A 19,729-nucleotide genomic window follows, 5' to 3' on the forward strand; every position below is an offset into this window, starting at 1 on the left:
AGACTAGAGCGACGTGCGTCCAATTGGACGCACAAAGTACGCTCTAGCACATTGAATCTTCGCATCGTGCTTTCCGAAAATCGATTTCGATTTTCGGGCCGATGCGATAGGCATCCATAAGTCCATAACAAGGGTGGACACTGGTCCATTCGCGGAGGAATAGATGGCTCTGAGCGACCTCAATCCGGTCGAGCGCAACGAAGGAGGCATCGCTGCGGTGCTCGGCATCCTCAAGCAGCGGCTCGGCGAGCGGTTCCAGACCGGGCAGGCGATCCGCGCCCAGCACGCGCATACCACCACCTACATTCCGACCCAGGCGCCGGACGGCGTGGCATTTCCAGAGACGACGGCGGAGGTGCAGGAGATCGTGTCGGCATGCGCCGCGCACCGCGTGCCGGTGATCGCCTTCGGCGTCGGCTCCTCGCTGGAGGGCCATACCAACGCGCCGGGCGGCGGCATTTCTGTCGATACGTCGCGGATGAACCGCATCCTCGCGGTCAACCCGCAGGATCTCGACTGCACGGTCGAGCCCGGTGTGACGCGCGAGGATCTCAACCGGCACCTGCGCGACACCGGCCTGTTCTTTCCGATCGATCCGGGCGCCAATGCGTCGCTCGGCGGCATGGCGGCGACGCGGGCGTCGGGCACCAACGCGGTGCGCTACGGCACGATGCGCGAGAATGTGTTGTCGCTGACGGCGGTAATGGCCGACGGCGAGACGGTGACGACCGGAAAGCGCGCAAAAAAGAGCTCGGCCGGCTACGATCTGACGCGGCTCCTGATAGGCTCCGAAGGCACGCTCGGCATCATCACCCAGCTGACGCTCAAGCTGCAGGGCATTCCGCAGGCGATTTCCGGCGGCGTCTGTCCGTTTCCAAGCGTCGAGGCGGCCTGCAACGCGGTGATCGCGACAATCCAGATGGGCATTCCGGTGGCGCGCATCGAACTGGTCAATGCGCTGCAGATGCGGGCGATGAAGAGCTATTCGAAACTCGACTATCCCGAGAGCCCGTGCCTGTTCGTCGAATTCCATGGCAGTGATGCCGGCGTTGCCGAGCAGGCCGAAACCTTCGGCACGATCGCCGAAGAATATGGCGGCGGACCATTCCTGTGGACCAGCGTCGCCGAGGAACGGACGAAGCTGTGGAAGGCCAGGCACGACGCCTATTGGTCGTCGCTGACGCTGCGGCCGGGCGCCAAGGGGCTGTCGACCGACGTCTGCGTACCGATCTCGCGCTTTGCCGAATGCGTCACGCAAACCGAGGCCGACATCGCCGAGATGGGGTTGATCGCGCCGATCGTCGGCCATGCCGGCGACGGCAATTTCCACGTGCTGGTGCTGATGGACGCGGACGATCCGAAGGAAATCGAGCAGACGGAAGAGTTTGTCGCGCGGCTGAACATGCGGGCGATCGGCATGGATGGAACCTGCACCGGCGAGCACGGCATCGGACAAGGCAAGATCGGCTTCCTGCGCCATGAACTCGGCCACAGTGTCGACATCATGCGCACGATCAAGCAGGCGCTCGATCCGCAGAACATTATGAACCCTGGGAAGATACTGCCGGCCGACTAGAGCCTTTTGCTCCTGGGGCGATCGATTTGCCTCTTTATAGACACGCTGATGCGGGTAGAGTGCGGCTGATTTTCAATCAACTGCTTGGGGGTTGATGCTCGCACGCCTGTTCGTGATCTTCGGTGGCTTTTTCGTGCTGGTGCTGTGTGCGGCGCTGGTGGTGCCGTATTTTATCGACTGGACGGGCTATCGGGCCGATTTCGAGCGCGAGGCGAGCGCCATTCTGGGCCGCAAGGTCACCGTTCAGGGCGATGCAACGGCGAAACTGCTGCCGTTTCCCTCGGTGACCTTCTCGAATGTCACTGTCGCCGGCGGCCCCCGCGGCCAGCCGGCAATGACCGTCGAGACCTTTTCGATGGATGCCGAACTGGCGCCCTTCCTGAGCGGCGAGGTGCTGATCTTCGACATGCGGCTGGTGCGGCCGAAGGCGACGATCGACATTGCCGCCGATGGCACAATCGACTGGGCGATACGCCCGTCATCGCCCTTCGATCCCAGCCAGATCTCGATCGAGAAGCTGACGGTGACGGACGGAGAGATCGCGCTACGCCATGCCGCCGGCGGCCGCAGCCACCTTCTTTCCGAGATCAATTCGACAATCTCTGCCAGATCGCTGGCCGGACCCTGGCGGATGGATGGTTCGCTGCGGCTCGACGGCCTGCGCAGCACGGTCGTCGTCTCCACCGGCAAGGCTAGTGGCGACGGACAGTTGCGGCTCAGGCTCAAGGCCGATCCAGACGCCTATCCGCTGGTCATCGAAGCGGATGGCAATGCCGGCATTGTCGACGGGGCCGCGATCTATTCGGGCCAGTTCAAGGTCACAAGTTCTGACAAGAATGGCGCCGACAAGCGTTTGGCGCAGCTTGACGGCACCGACGGTGAGATGATGAAGGCCAGCGCGGCCAAGCCGGAGCCGGGGTTCAGGCTGAACGGCAAGTTCTCGCTCGACCACCGGAAGCTTGGTGTCGAGGAATTCCGCTTCGAGACCGGGCCACTCGACAATCCCTACACCGCCGACGGCAAGGCTGCCGTCGACCTTGGGCCGAACCCTCGCTTTTCGATCGAGGCCGATGGCGCTCAGGTGCAGTTCGATGAAGCCGTCGGCGCAGCGACCGGACTGACGCTATCCGAGCGCGTCGCGGCGCTGGAGCAGGCGCTGCTCGCCCTGCCCAAGCCGACCATACCGGGGAGCGTCGAGGTGAAGCTGCCGGCAGTGGTGGCCGGCGACACGACGGTTCGTGACGTGCGCCTTTCGGCCGAGCCGGCCGATGCCGGCTGGTCGGTGAAGTCGCTGGGCGCGACGCTCCCGGGCCGCGCCAGGCTGGAAGCAAACGGCATGCTCAGCCTCGAGGATCAGTTCGGCTTCAGCGGTTCGCTGCTTCTGGCCGTGGGGCAGCCTTCCGGCTTCGCCGCCTGGCTGTCGAAGGATGTCGACGAGGCGATCCGCCGGCTTCCGGCCGCCGGCTTCAAGGCCAAGGTTGACCTGACCGGGAACCGCCAGGCCTTCAGCGACCTCGAGCTCGTTCTCGGCAAGGCGAAATTTTCCGGCCGCATCGATTCCAGCCAGGGCGAAGACGCCAGGCCGTCGGTGCTGATGCGGCTCGACGGCGGCGAGCTCGACGTCGACGGGCTCGCCGCCTTCGCCTCGATCTTCATCAGTGACAAGGGCGCCAACCGTTTTTCCGACCGCGACCTCGATTTCCAGATCAAGGCCGGGCCGGTCAGAGCCGGCGGACTGACCGCCGATACGGTCGATACGGCGCTCAGGCTGCGCGACGGTCTGCTCGAAATCGACCGGCTCTCGGTTGGCGGGCTTGCCGGCGCCTCGATCAGCGCCACCGGCCGGATCAAGGATTTCCCAGCGAGCCCGACCGGCAAGCTCGATGCCTCGGTGGTTGCCGTCGATCTCAAGCCGTTGGTCGACGTCGCGGCGAAGCACTATCCCGGCAATGCCGTGCTGAAGGGGCTGGCGGGGCGTGTGGCCGCCTATCCCGAGCTGTTCCAGAATGCGCGCATCGATCTGGTGACAAGTGCCGCCGCCAATGGCGACGGCACGACGGGACTGGCGGTCAGCGCGCAAGGCAGGGCAGGCGGCTCGGCGTTTTCAGCATCGCTGTCCGGCAAGGGACTGGCCGATCGGCTTCTCGAGGCGCCGGTGTCGGTGACCTTCAACGCCAGGAATACCGACGCCACCGCGCTTCTGGCGCTTTACGGCCTGCCGGCGCTGCCGCTCGGCATGGTTGGCGAGGCGACCACCGAAGTTTCGGCGAAAGGCACGCTTGGCGGCGGCATGGCGACGAGCTTCAACCTGACCGGCGACGACTTCAAAGCCGGTTTCGACGGGACGATCGCCAGCACGCCACAAGGCGCCACCGCCAAGGGCAAGGTCAGCCTGGAAGCCGCCGACATCGAGCCGTGGCTGATGACGACAGGCATCGGCCTGCCGGGCCTGGGGACAGGCATGTCGACGTGGCTCGCGGCCGACGCCGACTTCGGCAACGGCCTTCTGGTGCTGTCCGGCCTCAGCGGCGCCATCAACGAGGCGGCAGTTTCCGGTGACCTCAATGTCGACGTCAAGGACGGGCTGCCGCATCTTGCCGGCGCGCTGGCGCTCGATGAGCTGGATCTCGACCCGATGGCGGTGGCAGTGTTTGGCGACCAGGCCTTTCTGGGCGCCGGCAGGGCTTGGCCGACTGCCCCGTTCAGCCAGAAGGCCAGCCTGCCGTTCACCGCCGAACTCGAGCTGACCACGGCGTCGCTGGTCGCCGGCCCGTTGGCCGCGGCCTATGACGCGGCACTTTCGCTGAAGCTCGACCAGGAAGGCATCCGCGTTTCGGACCTCAAGGCAAAGTTCGCCGGCGGTGCGCTTTCCGGACTGTTCGAGCTGAAGAACAATGACGGCACCGGGCTTTTCTCCGGCCAGCTGAAACTTGCCGGCGCCGATCTGGCCACGGTGCTGCCAGAGACTGGCATCAGCGGAACCGGCGCTTTCTCGGCGGCGCTCTCGACCAGTGGCAAATCGGTCGATGCGATGGTTGCGGCGCTGTCCGGTTCCGGCACGGCGGCGCTGAAAGGCCTGACCATTGCCGGCGTCAATCCCGACGCCTTTGGCGCCTTCATCGCCAAGGCCGACGCCATTGGGCGCGATATCGACGCGGCCAAGACCGCCGGCTTTGCGCCGCAGATCGCCGCGGACGGCAGTTTTCCGGCTGGGGATGCCGACATCGCCTTCACGATCGCCGGTGGAACGCTGAGGGCGCCGCCGGTCAATCTTGAAAATCCGGCGGCGACGCTGTCCGCCGACATCACGGCGGACCTGAAGGCCAGCATGGTCGCTGCCAGTGGTTCGATCACTTATCGGCCCGGCGACGAAGCGCTGGTCGGCTCCGATCCGACCGTGAGTTTCAGCGTCGACGGGCCGTTCGGCGCCGCGAAGCGGCGATTCGACAGTGAGCCGCTGGCGCAGTTCCTGACCCAGCGCGCGCTGGAAAAGGAGCAGCAGCGGGTCGAGGCGATGCAGGCGGCGCTGCTTGAAAAACAGCGGTTGCGGCGCGAAGTGCGTTACTACGCGGCCCTGCAAGCCGAGCGCGACAGGGCAGCCGAAGAATTGCGCAAGCAGCAGGAGGCGGCGCGGCTGAAAGCCGAGGCAGATGCCAGGGCGAAAGCCGAAGCCGAGGCAAAGGCTAAAGCCGAAGCGGAGGCGAAGGCCAAGGCGGATGCGCAGGCGAGGGCTGAAGCCGAGGCTAAAGCCAAGGCCGAGGCGCAGGCGAAGGCTGAAGACGAGGTCAGAGCCAAGGCGGATGCCGAGGCCAAGGCTAAGGCGGATGCCGAAGCGAGAGCCAGGGCGGCGCAACAAGCGGCGGACGAGGCAGCGAAGGCCGAAGAACAGCGACGCCGGAAAGCGGAAGAGGCAAGGCGGACGGAAGAGGCGAGGCGGATCGCTGCGGAACAAAAGGCAAAGCTCGACGCCGAGCGCAGGGCTGCCGCTGAGCAGGCGCAGAAAATCGAGCGGGCGCGTCAGTCACCGGTCAATGTCAACCCGGGGCCAGCAGAGTCCGCGCCAAAACCCACGCTTGAACCTTCGTCGATCGACAATCTGCTGAAGTCGCTGGGCGGCGGATAGCGCCTACCTAGACATCCGGGCTAGACCGGTTTCATCCCTCGCTTCGCCCATTCCAGGACGTAGAGCCTGAGCGCCGAGGACAGGTTGGCATCGCGCGGCCGGGCCTCGTCGATTTCGGCGACGAGGGCGGCGAGAGTCAGTTTGCGTGCGGCAGCGATGGCGACGAGATCGTCGAAAAACGGCTTTTCGAGCGAATAGCTGGTGCGATGGCCGCGAATGGTCACCGAGCGTTTCTCGACCGGGCTCACCGGACCTGACTCATTTCACTTCAGGCATCGGACTTATCCGAAGAACCCGCCGCATTTTTCGGCCTGACACCTGGGGAATCCGCATCGCCCGAGGTTTCGCGGCGATGGCCGGCGACGAATTTTTCTGCCTTGTCGGAGATCGAACGGTCACGCTCCCGGTCGGCCTTGGAGCGGCCGTGCAGCGCCCGGTTCTGTTCGGCCAGGCGCTCCTGCTCGGCTCGTGCCTTCCGCTTGCGGGCCTGGCGGAGGTTGACGATGTCGGCCATGTCGCGCGGCCCGTCGGTCACTTCTTGCGGAAGGCGTCGAGCGACACCACTTCGGCGCCCTTGGCGGCGGCGTCGGCTGCGGCAGGCTTCTTTTCGGCCTCAGCGGTCTTCTTCTTCTCAGGCTTTTTCTCGGCGACGACGGCCAGCGGTTCGGAAGCGGGCTTGCCGGCCAATTCCCCTTCTGCCGAGATTTCCGTCTTCACGTCGAATTCCAGCTCGAAATTGACGGACGGGTCGTAAAAGCCGCGCACGGCCGAGAACGGGATTTCCAGCTTTTCCGGCACGTCGGAGAAAGACAGCCCGACCTCGAAGCCGGTGTCGGTCACCTTCAGGTCCCAATACTGGAACTGGATGACGATGGTCATCTGTTCGGGATAGCGCTCGCGCAAGCGGGAAGACACGCGCACGCCGGGGGCGCCGGTCAGGAAAGTGATGAAGAAATGATGGTTGCCGGGGAGGCCGGTGCGCGCGACTTCGGCCAAGACCTTGCGCATAACGCCGCGCAATGCCTCCTGGGCCAGAATGTCGTAGCGAATGTGGTCGTCGGCCATGTCGCTGTCGGGTTCCGTTGAATCGTCCGCATAGCTGTAATCAAGCTTGAGCGCGGCGTAAACCGGATATAGATGCCGGCAGGCCAGATGCGAGAGGGCATGCCTCAGATTTGATCGCTCAGGCGCCAGCGAGCGCGCTGTGCTTTTGCGCATCGGCCGCCGGCTGCCGCTTAGCGAAGGCGCGCAGGAAGGTGCGCACGCCATGTGTCGCGGATTGCAGCACTTCATCATCGGTCGGCGTGCCGCCGAGCATGAAGGTCGTCTGCAATTCGGCATTGGCGAGGGCCTGGAACTGGCGCGCCGCGACATCGGGGTCCTCGATGTCGAGGAAACCGGCATGGGCGAGGCGGGCGAAACGGGCGGCGATCGCCGGCCATGTCCTGCCCGGTCCCTGTTCGCGCCATTCGGCAAACAGCTCGGGATAGCGCTCGCCCTCGGTCTGGATCAGCTTGCGCAGGAATTTTCCGTCGCGGTTGCAGATGCAGTTGCGGGTCATGCGCACGGCGAAGGCGATCAGATCGGCCTCGAGATCCTTCGGCTGGTCGGGAAAGGTGGAAATGGTGGCGAAGATACCGGCATTGCAGCGCTCGGTGAGGTCGCGGACGATGGCGACGAAGAGTTTCTCCTTGTCGCCATGGTGATTGTAGATCGTCTGGCGCGAAACGCCGGCCTCGGCGGCAATCATGTCGATATTGGCGCCGGCGAAGCTTTCGCGGCAGAACACCTCGCCGGCAGCGTCCATGATGGAGGCGCGCTTTGCCTCATGGCCGCGTGGCGGGATGCTGTCAGGAGGAACGTCGTGCTTCATGAAAACTATATAGAGGTGATTGACGAATTAGACAAGAGTGTCTAAATTTATGGACTTAACCTTAGAGGAATTCCCTCCGCAGGAAGTCGGAATTCCACGGAATGGGACGTCCCAGGATTACACGCCGGTCGGCAAACCAGATTGAAAGAAGCCCGCTATCATGAATCCCCAATTCCTCCGCATCGCGGTTGTGCTCGGCCTGTTGTCGGCCATCGGTCCGTTCGCCATCGACATGTATCTTCCGGCGCTGCCTTCGATCGGTGCCGATCTGCAGGCCAGCACCGCTGCCGTGCAGATGAGCTTGCTGATCTTCTTTCTGTCCATGGGTTTTGGCCAGATCGTCGTCGGACCGATCTCCGACATGGTTGGGCGCAAGCTGCCGCTCTATGGCGGCCTCGCCCTGTTCATGGTCGGCGGCATCGGCTCGGCGCTGGCGCCCTCGGTCGAATGGCTGATCGCCTTCCGTTTCCTGCAAGGGCTCGGCGCCAGTGCAGGCATGGCGGTGCCGCGCGCCATCGTGCGTGACCTGCACACCGGCACCGAAGCTGCCAAGCTGATGTCACTCTTGATGCTGGTGTTTTCGGTGTCGCCGATCCTGGCGCCGCTGACCGGCAGCGTCATTATCGAGAATTTCGGCTGGCGTGCCGTGTTCTGGACGGTGACGGGTGGGGCGATGCTCGCCGCCATCCTGCTGGCGACCTCGCTGAAGGAGACGCGGCCGGTCGAGGCGCGTGCAGGCAGTTCGTTCGGCACCGCGCTGTCGGCCTACCGCTTCCTGATGGGCGACCGCAACTTCCTTGGCCTGGCGGCCATCGGCGGCTTCGGGCTGGCGAGCTTCTTCGTCTATCTGTCGAGCTCGTCCTTCATCCTGATAGAACACTACGGGCTGTCGCCGTCGGTCTACAGCGTGTTCTTCTCGATCAACGCGGTCGCCTTCATCGGCATGTCGCAACTGACGGGGATGCTGTCCGAAAGGTTCGGGCTGAGGCCGGTGGTGCGGGTCGCGGTGGTCGGCTATGCGACGACGATGGTGGTGCTGTTCGCGGTGATGGCGTCCGGCGTCGACCGGCTCGACGTCATGGCGGCGCTGCTGTTCGTCGGGTACGGGTTCCTCGGCCTGGTGATCCCGACGACTTCGGTGCTGGCCATGGAGGAGCATGGCGCGATCGCCGGCACGGCCTCGGCGCTGATGGGCACCCTGCACTTCGCCATCGGCGCGGTCGCCATGGGCATCGCCGGGGTGTTCTTCGACGGCACGCCGCTGCCTATGGTGGCCGGCATCATGCTTTGCGCGGTGATCTCCTTCACGCTGACCAAGGTGACGCTCGGCCGTGGACGGCAGGTTGTTGAGGCGCCGGCGGAATAGATGCTTTCCAGCGAGAGCATGAACAAGGCCGGTCAGTCCCGGCCTTTTTCATGTCTGGGCGCGGCCAGCAGCCTGCTGCCGTCACAATATCCGAGGGGGAGATGGGGAATCGGAGGGGAAGTCGGAATCGAAGCGTGAGAAGTGGAGGTTTCTGTTGCCAGGTACCTCCGAACCCCGCCTAGAAGTGCGAACCACTAGGGCTTGAATTGAAGCTGTCGCACCGCTTACGCGGCGAGACGTGCTTCCGCATAGTTGTCGTTGGCAACTATAAGTTCAGCCCGATAACGGTGGTACAATGCCGGGCAAAAGTACGATCTTTACACCTTCGTCGATCCTATTTCGCCCCCAGCAAAAGCCGCTCTTCGCAGAGCGGTTTTTGGTGGAGGCGCCGGGTACCGCCCCCGGGTCCGAACGGCTTATTTCATCGCCTGTTTATCGCCATAGTCGGTCGAGCCGACGAAACAGATATAGGGACGGATCGTGGAAAATGAAAGGCCTCAATGATGCTTTGTCTGCTGTGTCAAACAGCATCGCCAAAGGCTTGACTTGTCAACGCTCTCAACCGAAGCTTTGCGGCGGTGAGGAGTTGCCGATTGGCGCATACTTTGCGGCAGCGCGCCACAGCCTCATCGACTGGATCCATGGCGCCGACGAGGGGAGAATTTGATGGCCGATTATCTCGCAGACGTGAAGAAGTACGACGCCGCGGCGGATGCCGACGCCGTCGCCAAGATCGTGAAGCATTTGGGCATTGCGCTCAGGAATCGTGATTCCTCGCTGGTCTCCTGCACGGACCCCGACGAACTCGGTCGCGTCAAGGCCAACTGGGTTGCCAAAAAGCTCGGCATCGCCGACGGCGGCAAGGCGGACGCGGCCATCGAAAAGACCTGCAAGGCGATGGAGGCCGACAACACCAAGAGCCGCGTGACCTTTTATTACCTGGTCGCCAAGGATCTGGGCAAGCTCGCCAGCCTCTGAGGATCGCATGTCAATTTGCGGATGTGACGCGGCAGGGCAATCGCTTCAGGTTGAAATCGCACGGCCAATCACTAGCGTTGCAGGAGAGGCACCGCCGTTGCGGGCAGCTCTTTTCTCCCCGTCACTATACGGGGAGAAATGCCCGGCAGGGCAATGAGGGGCGGCGCGAACGTCCGGTGGGGGAAAGCGACGCTGGTGCCGTTATGGTATGTTCGGCCGGCAGCCAGTCGGATATGATCGCCGGTAACCCGAATCGAGCAGAAGCCGATGCGCCAGTATCTCGACCTCTTGAAGCACGTGCTGGAAAACGGCGCCGATCGCGGTGACCGCACCGGCACCGGAACGCGCTCGGTGTTCGGCTACCAGATGCGCTTCGACCTCGCGCGCGGCTTTCCGGTCACCACCACCAAGAAGCTTCACCTGAAGTCGATCGTGCATGAACTTCTGTGGTTCCTGGCCGGCGACACCAATATCAAATATCTCAACGACCACGGCGTCTCGATCTGGGACGAATGGGCCGACGAGAATGGCGACCTCGGCCCGGTCTACGGCAAGCAATGGCGCTCCTGGCCGGACGGCCATGGCGGCACCATCGACCAGATTGCCAATCTCTTGAAGGAGATACGCAAGAATCCTAATTCCCGACGGCTGATCGTTTCGGCGTGGAACCCGGCCGAAGTGGAAGCCATGGCGCTGCCACCCTGTCATTGCCTTTTCCAGTTCTATGTCTCGGAAGGCAGGCTATCCTGCCAGCTCTACCAACGTTCCGCCGATATCTTTCTCGGCGTGCCGTTCAACATCGCTTCCTATGCGCTGCTCACCTTGATGGTGGCGCAGGTGACGGGGCTGAAGCCTGGCGATTTCGTCCATACGCTGGGCGATGCGCATCTTTATGCAAACCATTTCGAGCAGGCGCGCGAACAGTTGCAGCGCACGCCCAAGGCGTTGCCGACGCTTTGGATCAATCCGGAGGTGAAGGACCTTTTTGCCTTCCGCTTCGAAGATTTCCGGCTGGAAAACTACCTCGCCGATGCGACGATCAAGGCGCCCATCGCGGTGTGAGCCGCAAAAATCGGGCCCTTTACCCACCCAGTCTCGAAATCGCTCGGCTGCGGCGCTGCGCCGTCCTCCCGTCAATGCCGACCGCGACATCTCGATGCTTTGACCCGCGGCATCGGCCTGCAACGTTGCGCTGTATCCACCCCAATTGATCGCGAGCGGTGGCGGTGTCATGCAATGCCGTCGGCGGGCTATCGGGCTGAGTCTGGCAAAAAGCCTTCCCTTGTTATATTCAGGCGGATATATCGACTGGCAGGGTCGCGCCGATCGGATTTCAAAGTCCAGGAGAGTTTCATGCTGGTGCGCAAAGGTTTCGGATTGAAGGCGGTCGCCATTGGCGGTCTTGCGATATTGATCGCGGCCATGCCGGTTACCCATGCGGATGACAGGCTGATCGTCTTTGCCGCCGCAAGCATGAAGAACGTACTGGATGCAGTGAATACCGCCTGCGCCGCCGATGTCGGCGAGGCGGCGATCATTTCCTATGCGGCAAGCTCCGCATTGGCCAAGCAGATCGAGGGCGGCGCGCCAGCCGATGTCTTCATCTCGGCCGACCGCGACTGGATGAACTATCTGTCCGACAAGAAGCTGACCAAGCCGGGTTCCGAGGTGAAGTTGCTCGGCAACCAGATCGTGCTGGTGGCGCCGGAGGGTTCGACGGTCGAAACCAGGATCGAAAAGGGTTTTGATCTTGCCGGGCTGATCGGTGACGGCAGGCTTGCGATGGGCGATTTCAAGGCGGTGCCGGCCGGCAAATATGGCAAGGCGGCGCTTGAATCGCTCGGCGTCTGGTCCTCGGTCGAAGGCAAGTTGGCACAGGCCGAGAACGTGCGCGCCGCGCTCAAGCTCGTCTCCACAGGTGAGGCAGCGCTCGGCATCGTCTACGCCACCGACGCGCATGCCGAGCCCGGCGTCAAAGTGATCGGCACCTTCCCGCAGGATTCGCACCCGCCGATCGTCTACCCGGTTGCCCAGATCGCGGATTCGAAGGACAAGGATGCGCCGGCATTCCTGAAATGCCTGCTATCCGCCAAGGCAGGCGAACTCTTCAAGGCGCAAGGTTTTACGGTCCTCACGCCGAGCAACTGAGGCACGCCAGAAGATGAATTGGCTGCTGGACCTCACTCCCGACGAATGGAACGCGGTCCGGCTGTCGATCAAGGTGGCGACAGTGGCGATGGTCGCCAGCCTGCCGCCCGGCATATTGATCGCGCTTGTGCTTGCCCGTGGCCAATTCTGGGGCAAGACGCTGCTCAACGGGCTGGTGCATCTTCCGTTGATCCTGCCGCCGGTGGTTATCGGCTATCTGCTGCTGCTCTCCTTCGGCAGGCGCGGCCCGGTCGGAGCGTTCCTGGCCGAGCATTTCGGCATTGTCTTCTCCTTTCGCTGGACGGGTGCCGCATTGGCCTGCGCTGTCATGGGCTTTCCCCTGATGGTGCGGGCGATCCGGCTGTCGATCGAGGCAGTCGACCGCAGAATCGAGGCGGCGGCCGGGACGCTTGGCGCCAATCCGCTGTGGGTGTTCGCGACGATCACGTTGCCGCTGATCCTGCCCGGCCTGATTACCGGCGCGATCTTGTCGTTCGCCAAAGCGATGGGCGAATTCGGCGCAACGATCACTTTCGTTTCCAACATCCCCAACCAGACGCAGACGCTGCCGTCGGCGATCTACACGTTCACGCAGGTGCCGGGCGGCGATGCCGGCGCGTTCAGGCTGACGCTGATCTCGATCGTCATCTCGATGGCAGCACTTGTCGCATCGGAGGTGCTGGCGCGGCGCGTCGGCAGGCGGATGGATATCGAATGACGGTCGTGGTCGACATCAGCCATCGGCTTGGCGACTTCGAGGTCGACGCCCGCTTCGAGAGCGCCGGGCGGCTGACCGCGCTGTTCGGACCCTCGGGCTCCGGCAAGACGACGCTGATCAACATGATTGCCGGACTGATCCGGCCGGACAAGGGGCGGATCGAGGCCGACGGCCGTGTGCTGGTCGATACGGATGCGGGTCGGTTCGTGCCGAAGCACAAGCGCCGCATCGGCATGGTGTTCCAGGACGCGCGGCTGTTTCCGCATATGAGCGTGGCCAGCAATCTGCGCTACGGCCGCTGGTTCACGCCGACGGCGGAACGCTATGCGGACATCAGTGCCGTTGTCGACCTGCTCGGCATCGGTCCTTTGCTCGACCGGCGGCCGGCAAAGCTTTCCGGCGGCGAGAAACAGCGCGTGGCGATCGGCCGGGCGCTGCTCGCCAGCCCGAAACTGTTGCTGATGGACGAGCCGCTGGCTTCGCTCGACGAGGCCCGCAAGGCAGAAATCCTGCCTTACATCGAGCGGCTGCGCGACGAGACGAAAATCCCGATCGTCTATGTCAGCCATTCGGTCTCAGAGGTCGCGCGGCTGGCAAGCAACGTCGTTGTGCTGGCGCAAGGCAAAGTCGCTGCTTGCGGCCCGACCGGGGCGATCATGCAGCGGCTCGACCTGTTGCCGGCGGAGGAGCGCGGCGAGGGCGGCGCAGTACTGGATACCGCGGTGCTGCGCCACGACGATGTCTTTGGCATGACCGTGCTCGGCTCGGTGGCGGGCGAGATCCGAGTGCCGCTTCTGGCAGTGCCGGTCGGTGCGCCGATGCGCATTCGCATCCGTGCCCGCGATGTGATGATCGCCACCGAACAGCCGACGGGTCTCAGCGCGCTCAACATCTTGCAGGGCACGATCGTGACGATGGCGCCGGGCGAAGGTCCCGCAGTCGAGATCGGCATCGACTGCCATGGAGCAACCGTGCTTGCCCGGATCACCGAGCAATCGCGACAGACGCTGAAACTCCGGCTTGGTCGAGAGGTCTACGCGGTGGTCAAGACGGTTAGCTTCGACCCGGCGAATATGAGCGCCGGCCTGCCAGTCGAGGCGGACGGATGACCGGCGGATGATTGTCGCTATATCATTTTGGAATAGCGGTAGCGCCGGAGAGCATCTAGGATGGATGGCGGGACTGCGGAGGAGCAAATGCCGTCGCTGAGCTTGCGGATAAACCTCGATCCAGAAGGGCGCATCGGGCCGGGCAAGATCGAGCTTCTGGAGCAGATTGCCGCCTTCGGCTCGATCTCGGCGGCGGCGCGCGGCATGGAAATGTCCTACAAACACGCCTGGGATCTGGTCGAGGACATGAACCGGGTGTTCGGCAAGCCGCTGGTCGCGGCGCAGACCGGTGGCAAAAAGGGCGGCGGCGCCCAGTTGACGCCGGCGGGGCTTGCGGTGGTCAGCCGCTTTCGCGCCATCGAACGGGCTGCGGCTTCCGCGGCGGCGGCGCATCTGGAAGCTTTACAGGCGGAGATCGATGCCGGGTGAGGCTGGTGGAACCTGTATCGGCCGAACCTAAAGCGCGTCGCATTTGAACGGATTCATGTGACGCGCTTTAGGTTCTTTTTTATGCATGTCGTTATCGCAAAACCGCTGCGCACTTTTGCGCGACATGCCTACTCCTCCGGCTCGCCGGGTTTGCGCAGCAGATAAGTGTCCATGATCCAGCCTTTTTTCCGACGCGCCTCGTCGCGGGTCCTGACGATCTCGTCGCCGACGTCGCCAAGGCGGCCGGAAATGAGGATCTCGTCGGGCGTGCCGAGATAAGCGCCCCAGTGGATGAGGAGGTCGTTGTCGTCCAGCGTGTTGAAGGCGCACTTGCCGTCCAGCATGACGACGGTGCTGCCGGCATTGTCGGGCAAGCCTTCCTCGGTGAGCCGGCGGCCGGTGGTGATCTGAACCGCATCGCCGATGCGGTTCAGCGCAATCTTATGGCTGGCGGCGAGCGCCTGGACGGCAGTGATGCCGGGGATCACCTCGAGCTCGAACTCGACATTGCCTCTCATGCGCACCCGCTCCAGGATGCGCAGCGCGCTGTCGTAGAGCGAGGGATCGCCCCAGATCAGGAAGGCGCCGCAGCCATCTTGCGAAAGCTCGTCGCGGATCAGGCTTTCATAGATCGCGGCGATCGCCTCGTGCCAGTCATCGACGGTCGAGCGATAGGAGGGCGCTGGCTCGGCCCGCACCGGCACGTCGAATTCGACCCGGCGCGAGTTTGGATTGGTGACGAATCGATCGCAGATATGGCGGCGCAGTTCTGCGAGATCGCTCTTCCTGGCACCCTTGTCGGGAATGAACAGCACGTCGGCGCGGTTCAAGCCGTCGACCGCCTGCACGGTCATGTGGTCGGGATTGCCGGCGCCGATGCCGATGACGAGAAGCTTGCGCATGGGCGAACTCCTGCCCGATCGGAACGTCACTGTCCAGACTGGCCCGGCAGGTCGGCATGGCATGTGCGCAAGCGCGGAAGGGCTTTGAAACTCCACATTGAAACGTCTAGAGCGACGTGCGTCCACTTGGACGCACAAAGTATGCTCTAGCACCTTAAATCGTCGCATCGTGCTTTCCGAAAATCGATTCCGATTTTCGGGCCGATGCGATAGAGCGACGTGCGTCCACTTGGACGCACAAAGTACGCTCTAGCACCTTAAATCGTCGCATCGTGCTTTCCGAAAATCGATTCCGATTTTCGGGCCGATGCGATAGAGTCGTAGCGGCATCTCGCCCAGGGAGCTTCCATGTTCCGTTACGTCCTGACCGCCGCGCTGGCGCTTTCGGCCACGCCCGTGTTCGCCAATGATTCGATCGCCGAATTGGGGACGGGCGGCCTGATCCTGTCGCGCAGCGACGCGGTCGCCATGGAGAGCGAGGACCTCTACATCTCGCCGGAAAAGGTGACGGTCGACTATGTCTTCCGCAACAACACCGACAAGGATGTCGACGCGATCGTCGCCTTTCCGATGCCTGACATCGAAGGCGATCCGAACGAGATGCCGGCAATTCCCGACGGCCAGAGCGACAATTTCCTCGGCTTCGAGGTGACGATAGACGGCGTGGCGGCAAAGCTGCAGCTCGAGCAGAAGGCGTTTGCGCTCGGCATCGACATCAGTGCCGATCTCGAGTCGCAGAACGTGCCGTTCTACCCGTTCGGCGATGCGGCCAGGGCGGCATTGGCGAAGCTGCCGCAAGCGGTTGCCGACGACTGGGTCGACCGCGGCCTCATCATCGAGGACACCGCCGACGACGGGTCGGGCATGAAAACCGTCTATGTGCCGTTCTGGCAATTGCGTTCGACCTATTGGTGGCGCTCGACCTTTCCAGCCAGCAAGGCAGTCCGCGTCGCCCATCGCTACAAGCCCAGCGTCGGCGGCACCTCCTCGGTCAGCTTCTTCTATGACGGCCAGTTCCAGGGCCAATACGCCGCCTACAAGACCCGTTACTGCATGGACGGCACGTTCGAGAATGCGATTCGCAAGGCGGCGAAGAGCAATCCCGACGGCACTCCGAGATATTTCGAAAACCGCATCGCCTATGTCCTGACCACTGGCGGCAACTGGGCGACGGGCTCGATCGGCAAGTTCAAGCTGACCGTCGACAAGGGCGATCCGAAGAACCTGGTCTCGTTCTGTGGCGAAAACGTCAGGAAAGTCGGGCCGACGCGTTTCGAGATGACGGCAGACAATTTCTACCCTGAGCACGACATCGACATATTGCTGCTGGCACCTTCGCGCGATGGCGGGAGCGGCGGCTGATGGACGTCGCGATCTATGTCGCCATCGCCGAAAACGGTGTGATCGGGCGCGATGGCGGTTTGCCGTGGCGGCTTTCCAGCGATCTCAAGCGGTTCAAGGCCGACACGATGGGCAAACCTATCGTCATGGGTCGCAAGACCTATGAAGGCATCGGCCGGCCTCTGCCTGGCAGGCTCAATATCGTGGTGACCCGCGACAAGACCTGGCGCGCCGAGGGCGTCGAAACCGTGCATTCGCTCGACGAGGCGATCCGCCTGGCGAAGGCGCGCGGGCGCTGCATGGCCGGCGCCGACGAAATCTGCGTCATCGGCGGCGGCGAGATCTATGCCCAGGCGCTGCCGCTGGCCGACCGCCTGCATGTCACCCATGTCCTTGCCGCGGTCGACGGCGACGCGCATTTCCCGCCGATCGACCCGGATTTGTGGCGCATCGGCCGCTCGCAGGACGTTCCGGCCGGTGAAAAGGATAGTCATGCGACACGCTATTCGGTTTACGAGCGACGCCGCGACGTGCATTGAGAGACGGTAAAGGGTCGCGACGGTCCAAAACGGACGGTGACGACGACCGATCGCGTTGAAAGCGCGCCGTCGCATCCCTATAGAAGGACAACACTGGATTTTGCGTCGTCAGGCCGGCGCGTGAGGGAGCGAAAGGACATTCATGCCCTGGAACGACAAAAGCGGCGGAGGCGGCGGCCCATGGGGCGGCGGCAACAATCCAGGACCCTGGGGGCAGGGACCAAAGGGGCCCAGCGGTCCGCAGGGCTCACCTCCCGATCTCGAAGACATCATCCGGCGCGGCCAGGACAGGTTGCGGCGTGCTTTGCCGGGTGGCGCTGGCGCCAGCCCAGCCGTGTTCGGATTGATCGCGGCAGCGCTTATAGCGCTGTGGGCGTTCAAGGCGGTCTATACCGTGCAGCCCGACGAGGTTGCGGTCGAACTCAGATTCGGCGTGCCAAAGGCGGAGTTCTCGCAGCCAGGCCTGCATTTCCATTGGTGGCCCATCGAGACGGTCGAGACGGCCAACATTGCCGAACAACTCGTCAACATCGGCGGCGGCACCGCCTCCGGCAACGGTTCAGGGCTGATGCTTTCGGGCGACCAGAACATCGTCAACGTCCAGTTCTCGGTGGCCTATCAGGTCTCCGATCCGAGGGCCTATCTGTTCGACGTGTCCGATCCCGACGGCATGCTGCGCCAGGTCGCCGAAAGCGCCATGCGCGAAGCGGTCGGCCGGCGGCCGGCGCAGGACATCTTCCGCGACGATCGCGAGGGCATTGCAGCGTCCGTGCGCGAAATCATCCAGACGACGCTGGACGGCTACAAGGCCGGCCTGAACGTCAACGCGATCTCGATCGAGGATGCCGCACCGCCGCGCGAAGTGGCCGACGCCTTCGATGAGGTGCAGCGCGCCGAACAGGACGAGGACAAGTTCGTCGAGCAGGCCAACCAGTATTCCAACCAGAAGCTCGGCCAGGCGCGCGGCGAGGCCGCACAGATCCGCGAGGAGGCGGCCGGCTACAAGAACCGGGTCGTGCAGGAGGCCGAAGGCGAGGCGCAGCGCTTCATCTCGGTCTATGACGAATACGCCAAGGCGCCGGATGTGACGCGCCAGCGGCTTTATCTGGAAACGATGGAGAGGGTTCTGAGGGATTCCAGCAAGGTCATTATCGAGCAAGGCAGCGGACCAGGGGTCGTCCCCTATCTGCCGCTGCCGGCATTGCAGCAGAAGGCGCCGGCGCCGGCGCCGGTGCTGGGAGGAAACCAGTGATGGCCAACCGTCTTCCCATCATCGCCGTCATCGCCGCGGTCGTCCTGTTCCTGCTCTATTCATCGGTCTTCGTTGTCAATGCGCGCCAGCAGGCACTGGTGCTCAGGTTTGGCGAGATCGTCGACGTCAAGAGCCAGCCGGGCATCTATTTCAAGGCGCCGTTCGCCTTTTTCGATGCCGACAGCGTGCAGTTGATCGAAAACAGGGTGCTGCGCTTCGACCTCGACAACATCCGCGTCCAGGTTTCGGGCGGCAAGTTCTACGAGGTCGACGCCTTCATCGCCTATCGGATTTCGGATCCGCGCGTGTTTCGCTCCGCGGTGTCCGGCCAGATCGAGCTGGCCGAGGCACGCTTGAGGACGCGTCTCGACGCCGCCTTGCGCCGTGTTTACGGTCTGCGCGACTTCGAGGCGGCGCTCTCGGAAGAGCGAGCCGTGATGATGCGCGAAGTGCGCGATCAGCTGAGGCCCGACGCCACGTCGCTCGGCCTGCAGATCGAGGATGTCCGCATACGCCGGACCGATTTGACGGCGGAAGTCTCGCAACAGACATATGACCGCATGAAGGCTGAGCGTCTGGCCGAAGCCGAGCGGCTGCGGGCGCGCGGCAACGAGGCGGCGCAGCGCATCAGGGCGCGCGCCGACCGCGAAGTGGTGGAGATCGTAGCCGAGGCACGGAGGGAGTCTGAAATCCTGCGCGGTGAAGGCGAAGCTCAACGCAGCGCCACCTTCGCGAACGCCTACCAGCGCGATCCAGCCTTCTTCGACTTTTACCGGTCGATGAATGCCTACGGCACGGCGCTGGACAATACCGGGACGACGATGGTGCTGTCGCCGAATTCGGAATTCTTCCGTTTCTTCCGCAATCCCGCCGGCGCGGCAGCGCCGGCTGCACCAGCAGCGCCTGGTGCAGCAGCAGCACCCGGTGCACCGGCAGCGCAGCCAGGCACCGGCCAGTAACGGCCGGTGCAGGACTTTCTGGCCGCAATAGGCCTGGTTCTCGCGCATGACCCCGAAAATCGGAATCGATTTTCGGAAAGGATCATGCGCCAAATTAAAGTGCTACAGCGTCCTTTGCGCGTCCAAAAGGACGCGCGGCGCTGTAGTGTCGAGGGCCTGGTCTATGGCGGCTTTCCCGGCCTCGCCAAAAAACTTGCCGGCGAGGTTCTGTCGATGCCGGAGAAGACGCTGCGGATCGCCGGGCTGATTGCAATCGCCGTAGGTGTCGGCCTGGTCTGGCTGGTGCGTGGTGGATGACGATGATTTCGGGATAACGGAGGATTTATCCTCCGCCGATAGCCATAGCCGCAAACGTGCCGTATTTCTTGCCAACATGGCTCGACGCAGCGTTTTCGGCGAGCGCTTTTCTTCTCAGA

Annotated in this window: 20 protein-coding genes and 1 other RNA gene; 15 read left to right on the top strand and 6 right to left on the bottom strand. The window is 63.4% G+C overall.

The window, feature by feature from the left end; translation table 11 throughout:
• The first annotated feature begins 163 nt into the window (after nt 1-163).
• Nucleotides 164-1,576, top strand: coding sequence for an FAD-binding oxidoreductase (locus tag BQ8794_RS31310; RefSeq protein WP_077383257.1), 1,413 nt, complete (start codon nt 164-166; stop codon nt 1,574-1,576).
• Between the two features lie 94 nt (nt 1,577-1,670).
• Nucleotides 1,671-5,699: an AsmA family protein gene (locus BQ8794_RS31315; protein WP_077383259.1), complete on the top strand. Its 4,029-nt coding sequence runs from the start codon at nt 1,671-1,673 to the stop codon at nt 5,697-5,699.
• A gap of 20 nt (nt 5,700-5,719) precedes the next feature.
• Here the strand turns inward: BQ8794_RS31315 and BQ8794_RS31320 are convergent, their stop codons facing one another.
• The 4 genes from BQ8794_RS31320 to BQ8794_RS31335 all read right to left on the bottom strand — a co-directional run bounded on the left by BQ8794_RS31320 (nt 5,720) and on the right by BQ8794_RS31335 (nt 7,572).
• Nucleotides 5,720-5,947, bottom strand: a complete 228-nt coding sequence (locus BQ8794_RS31320; protein WP_077383262.1) for a ribbon-helix-helix domain-containing protein — start codon at nt 5,945-5,947, stop codon at nt 5,720-5,722.
• Nucleotides 5,948-5,967: 20 nt separating this feature from the next.
• Nucleotides 5,968-6,213: a DUF4169 family protein gene (locus tag BQ8794_RS31325; protein ID WP_077383544.1), complete on the bottom strand. Its 246-nt coding sequence runs from the start codon at nt 6,211-6,213 to the stop codon at nt 5,968-5,970.
• 17 nt (nt 6,214-6,230) lie between these two features.
• Nucleotides 6,231-6,764 carry an SspB family protein gene (locus BQ8794_RS31330; protein ID WP_077383545.1) on the bottom strand — a complete coding sequence of 178 codons (534 nt, stop codon included), beginning with the start codon at nt 6,762-6,764 and terminating at the stop codon, nt 6,231-6,233.
• A 118-nt stretch (nt 6,765-6,882) separates the two neighbouring features.
• Nucleotides 6,883-7,572: a TetR/AcrR family transcriptional regulator gene (locus tag BQ8794_RS31335; protein ID WP_077383265.1), complete on the bottom strand. Its 690-nt coding sequence runs from the start codon at nt 7,570-7,572 to the stop codon at nt 6,883-6,885.
• A gap of 160 nt (nt 7,573-7,732) precedes the next feature.
• Here BQ8794_RS31335 and BQ8794_RS31340 point away from each other — a divergent pair, with 160 nt between their 5' ends.
• A complete protein-coding gene (locus BQ8794_RS31340) occupies nt 7,733-8,938 on the top strand; it encodes a multidrug effflux MFS transporter (RefSeq protein WP_077383268.1) in 1,206 nt (401 codons plus the stop codon).
• A 140-nt stretch (nt 8,939-9,078) separates the two neighbouring features.
• Here BQ8794_RS31340 and ssrA read toward each other — a convergent pair.
• Nucleotides 9,079-9,435: a transfer-messenger RNA gene (ssrA, locus tag BQ8794_RS31345) on the bottom strand.
• Between ssrA and BQ8794_RS35885 the strand changes: the two genes are divergently transcribed.
• The 7 genes from BQ8794_RS35885 (at nt 9,426) to BQ8794_RS31375 (ending at nt 14,320) form a co-directional block, all read left to right on the top strand.
• The gene (locus tag BQ8794_RS35885; protein WP_167378907.1) at nt 9,426-9,605 is read left to right on the top strand and encodes a hypothetical protein; all 180 of its coding nucleotides are present in this window, start codon (nt 9,426-9,428) and stop codon (nt 9,603-9,605) included. The two genes, ssrA and BQ8794_RS35885, sit on opposite strands and share 10 nt — an antisense overlap.
• Complete coding sequence (locus tag BQ8794_RS31350) at nt 9,605-9,916, top strand: DUF2853 family protein (protein WP_077383271.1); 312 nt, start codon at nt 9,605-9,607, stop codon at nt 9,914-9,916. Before BQ8794_RS35885 ends, BQ8794_RS31350 begins: the two co-directional genes overlap by 1 nt.
• Before the next feature lie 267 nt (nt 9,917-10,183).
• Complete coding sequence (locus tag BQ8794_RS31355) at nt 10,184-10,978, top strand: thymidylate synthase (RefSeq protein WP_077383273.1); 795 nt, start codon at nt 10,184-10,186, stop codon at nt 10,976-10,978.
• A 291-nt stretch (nt 10,979-11,269) separates the two neighbouring features.
• Nucleotides 11,270-12,064, top strand: a complete 795-nt coding sequence (modA, locus tag BQ8794_RS31360) for a molybdate ABC transporter substrate-binding protein (RefSeq protein WP_174654564.1) — start codon at nt 11,270-11,272, stop codon at nt 12,062-12,064.
• 13 nt (nt 12,065-12,077) lie between these two features.
• Complete coding sequence (gene modB / locus BQ8794_RS31365; protein WP_077383276.1) at nt 12,078-12,782, top strand: molybdate ABC transporter permease subunit; 705 nt, start codon at nt 12,078-12,080, stop codon at nt 12,780-12,782.
• On the top strand, nt 12,779-13,891 hold the full coding sequence (gene modC / locus BQ8794_RS31370) for a molybdenum ABC transporter ATP-binding protein (protein ID WP_077383279.1): 1,113 nt from the start codon (nt 12,779-12,781) through the stop codon (nt 13,889-13,891). The genes modB and modC overlap by 4 nt, the downstream gene beginning before the upstream one ends.
• Before the next feature lie 87 nt (nt 13,892-13,978).
• Nucleotides 13,979-14,320 carry a winged helix-turn-helix domain-containing protein gene (locus tag BQ8794_RS31375; protein ID WP_023798788.1) on the top strand — a complete coding sequence of 114 codons (342 nt, stop codon included), beginning with the start codon at nt 13,979-13,981 and terminating at the stop codon, nt 14,318-14,320.
• Nucleotides 14,321-14,448: 128 nt separating this feature from the next.
• On the opposite strand, the gene cobF is transcribed toward BQ8794_RS31375, so the two are convergent.
• On the bottom strand, nt 14,449-15,222 hold the full coding sequence (gene cobF, locus BQ8794_RS31380) for a precorrin-6A synthase (deacetylating) (RefSeq protein ID WP_077383282.1): 774 nt from the start codon (nt 15,220-15,222) through the stop codon (nt 14,449-14,451).
• Between the two features lie 348 nt (nt 15,223-15,570).
• On the opposite strand from cobF, the gene BQ8794_RS31385 reads away from it, so the two are divergent.
• The 5 genes from BQ8794_RS31385 to BQ8794_RS31405 all read left to right on the top strand — a co-directional run bounded on the left by BQ8794_RS31385 (nt 15,571) and on the right by BQ8794_RS31405 (nt 19,610).
• Nucleotides 15,571-16,584: a DUF4424 domain-containing protein gene (locus BQ8794_RS31385; protein WP_077383285.1), complete on the top strand. Its 1,014-nt coding sequence runs from the start codon at nt 15,571-15,573 to the stop codon at nt 16,582-16,584.
• Nucleotides 16,584-17,102: a dihydrofolate reductase gene (locus tag BQ8794_RS31390; protein ID WP_077383287.1), complete on the top strand. Its 519-nt coding sequence runs from the start codon at nt 16,584-16,586 to the stop codon at nt 17,100-17,102. The genes BQ8794_RS31385 and BQ8794_RS31390 overlap by 1 nt, the downstream gene beginning before the upstream one ends.
• Nucleotides 17,103-17,244: 142 nt before the next feature.
• Nucleotides 17,245-18,354, top strand: coding sequence for an FtsH protease activity modulator HflK (gene hflK, locus BQ8794_RS31395; RefSeq protein ID WP_077383290.1), 1,110 nt, complete (start codon nt 17,245-17,247; stop codon nt 18,352-18,354).
• Nucleotides 18,354-19,313, top strand: coding sequence for a protease modulator HflC (gene hflC, locus BQ8794_RS31400; RefSeq protein ID WP_077383293.1), 960 nt, complete (start codon nt 18,354-18,356; stop codon nt 19,311-19,313). Before hflK ends, hflC begins: the two co-directional genes overlap by 1 nt.
• A gap of 84 nt (nt 19,314-19,397) precedes the next feature.
• A complete protein-coding gene (locus tag BQ8794_RS31405) occupies nt 19,398-19,610 on the top strand; it encodes a DUF2065 domain-containing protein (protein WP_077383296.1) in 213 nt (70 codons plus the stop codon).
• The last annotated feature ends 119 nt before the right edge of the window (nt 19,611-19,729 follow it).

The sequence above is a fragment of the Mesorhizobium prunaredense genome, from assembly GCF_900156895.1.
Lineage (GTDB): Bacteria > Pseudomonadota > Alphaproteobacteria > Rhizobiales > Rhizobiaceae > Mesorhizobium > Mesorhizobium prunaredense.

Excerpts from the sequence above, each read along its gene's own strand:
- BQ8794_RS31310 (WP_077383257.1), top strand. The coding sequence starts at position 164 with ATGGCTCTGAGCGACCTCAATCCGGTCGAGCGCAACGAAGGAGGCATC.
- BQ8794_RS31315 (WP_077383259.1), top strand. The coding sequence starts at position 1,671 with ATGCTCGCACGCCTGTTCGTGATCTTCGGTGGCTTTTTCGTGCTGGTG.
- BQ8794_RS31325 (WP_077383544.1), bottom strand. The coding sequence starts at position 6,213 with ATGGCCGACATCGTCAACCTCCGCCAGGCCCGCAAGCGGAAGGCACGA.
- BQ8794_RS31330 (WP_077383545.1), bottom strand. The coding sequence starts at position 6,764 with ATGGCCGACGACCACATTCGCTACGACATTCTGGCCCAGGAGGCATTG.
- BQ8794_RS31335 (WP_077383265.1), bottom strand. The coding sequence starts at position 7,572 with ATGAAGCACGACGTTCCTCCTGACAGCATCCCGCCACGCGGCCATGAG.
- BQ8794_RS31340 (WP_077383268.1), top strand. The coding sequence starts at position 7,733 with ATGAATCCCCAATTCCTCCGCATCGCGGTTGTGCTCGGCCTGTTGTCG.
- BQ8794_RS35885 (WP_167378907.1), top strand. The coding sequence starts at position 9,426 with ATGAAAGGCCTCAATGATGCTTTGTCTGCTGTGTCAAACAGCATCGCC.
- BQ8794_RS31350 (WP_077383271.1), top strand. The coding sequence starts at position 9,605 with ATGGCCGATTATCTCGCAGACGTGAAGAAGTACGACGCCGCGGCGGAT.
- BQ8794_RS31355 (WP_077383273.1), top strand. The coding sequence starts at position 10,184 with ATGCGCCAGTATCTCGACCTCTTGAAGCACGTGCTGGAAAACGGCGCC.
- modA (WP_174654564.1), top strand. The coding sequence starts at position 11,270 with ATGCTGGTGCGCAAAGGTTTCGGATTGAAGGCGGTCGCCATTGGCGGT.
- modB (WP_077383276.1), top strand. The coding sequence starts at position 12,078 with ATGAATTGGCTGCTGGACCTCACTCCCGACGAATGGAACGCGGTCCGG.
- modC (WP_077383279.1), top strand. The coding sequence starts at position 12,779 with ATGACGGTCGTGGTCGACATCAGCCATCGGCTTGGCGACTTCGAGGTC.
- BQ8794_RS31375 (WP_023798788.1), top strand. The coding sequence starts at position 13,979 with ATGCCGTCGCTGAGCTTGCGGATAAACCTCGATCCAGAAGGGCGCATC.
- cobF (WP_077383282.1), bottom strand. The coding sequence starts at position 15,222 with ATGCGCAAGCTTCTCGTCATCGGCATCGGCGCCGGCAATCCCGACCAC.
- BQ8794_RS31385 (WP_077383285.1), top strand. The coding sequence starts at position 15,571 with ATGTTCCGTTACGTCCTGACCGCCGCGCTGGCGCTTTCGGCCACGCCC.
- BQ8794_RS31390 (WP_077383287.1), top strand. The coding sequence starts at position 16,584 with ATGGACGTCGCGATCTATGTCGCCATCGCCGAAAACGGTGTGATCGGG.
- hflK (WP_077383290.1), top strand. The coding sequence starts at position 17,245 with ATGCCCTGGAACGACAAAAGCGGCGGAGGCGGCGGCCCATGGGGCGGC.
- hflC (WP_077383293.1), top strand. The coding sequence starts at position 18,354 with ATGGCCAACCGTCTTCCCATCATCGCCGTCATCGCCGCGGTCGTCCTG.
- BQ8794_RS31405 (WP_077383296.1), top strand. The coding sequence starts at position 19,398 with ATGCGCCAAATTAAAGTGCTACAGCGTCCTTTGCGCGTCCAAAAGGAC.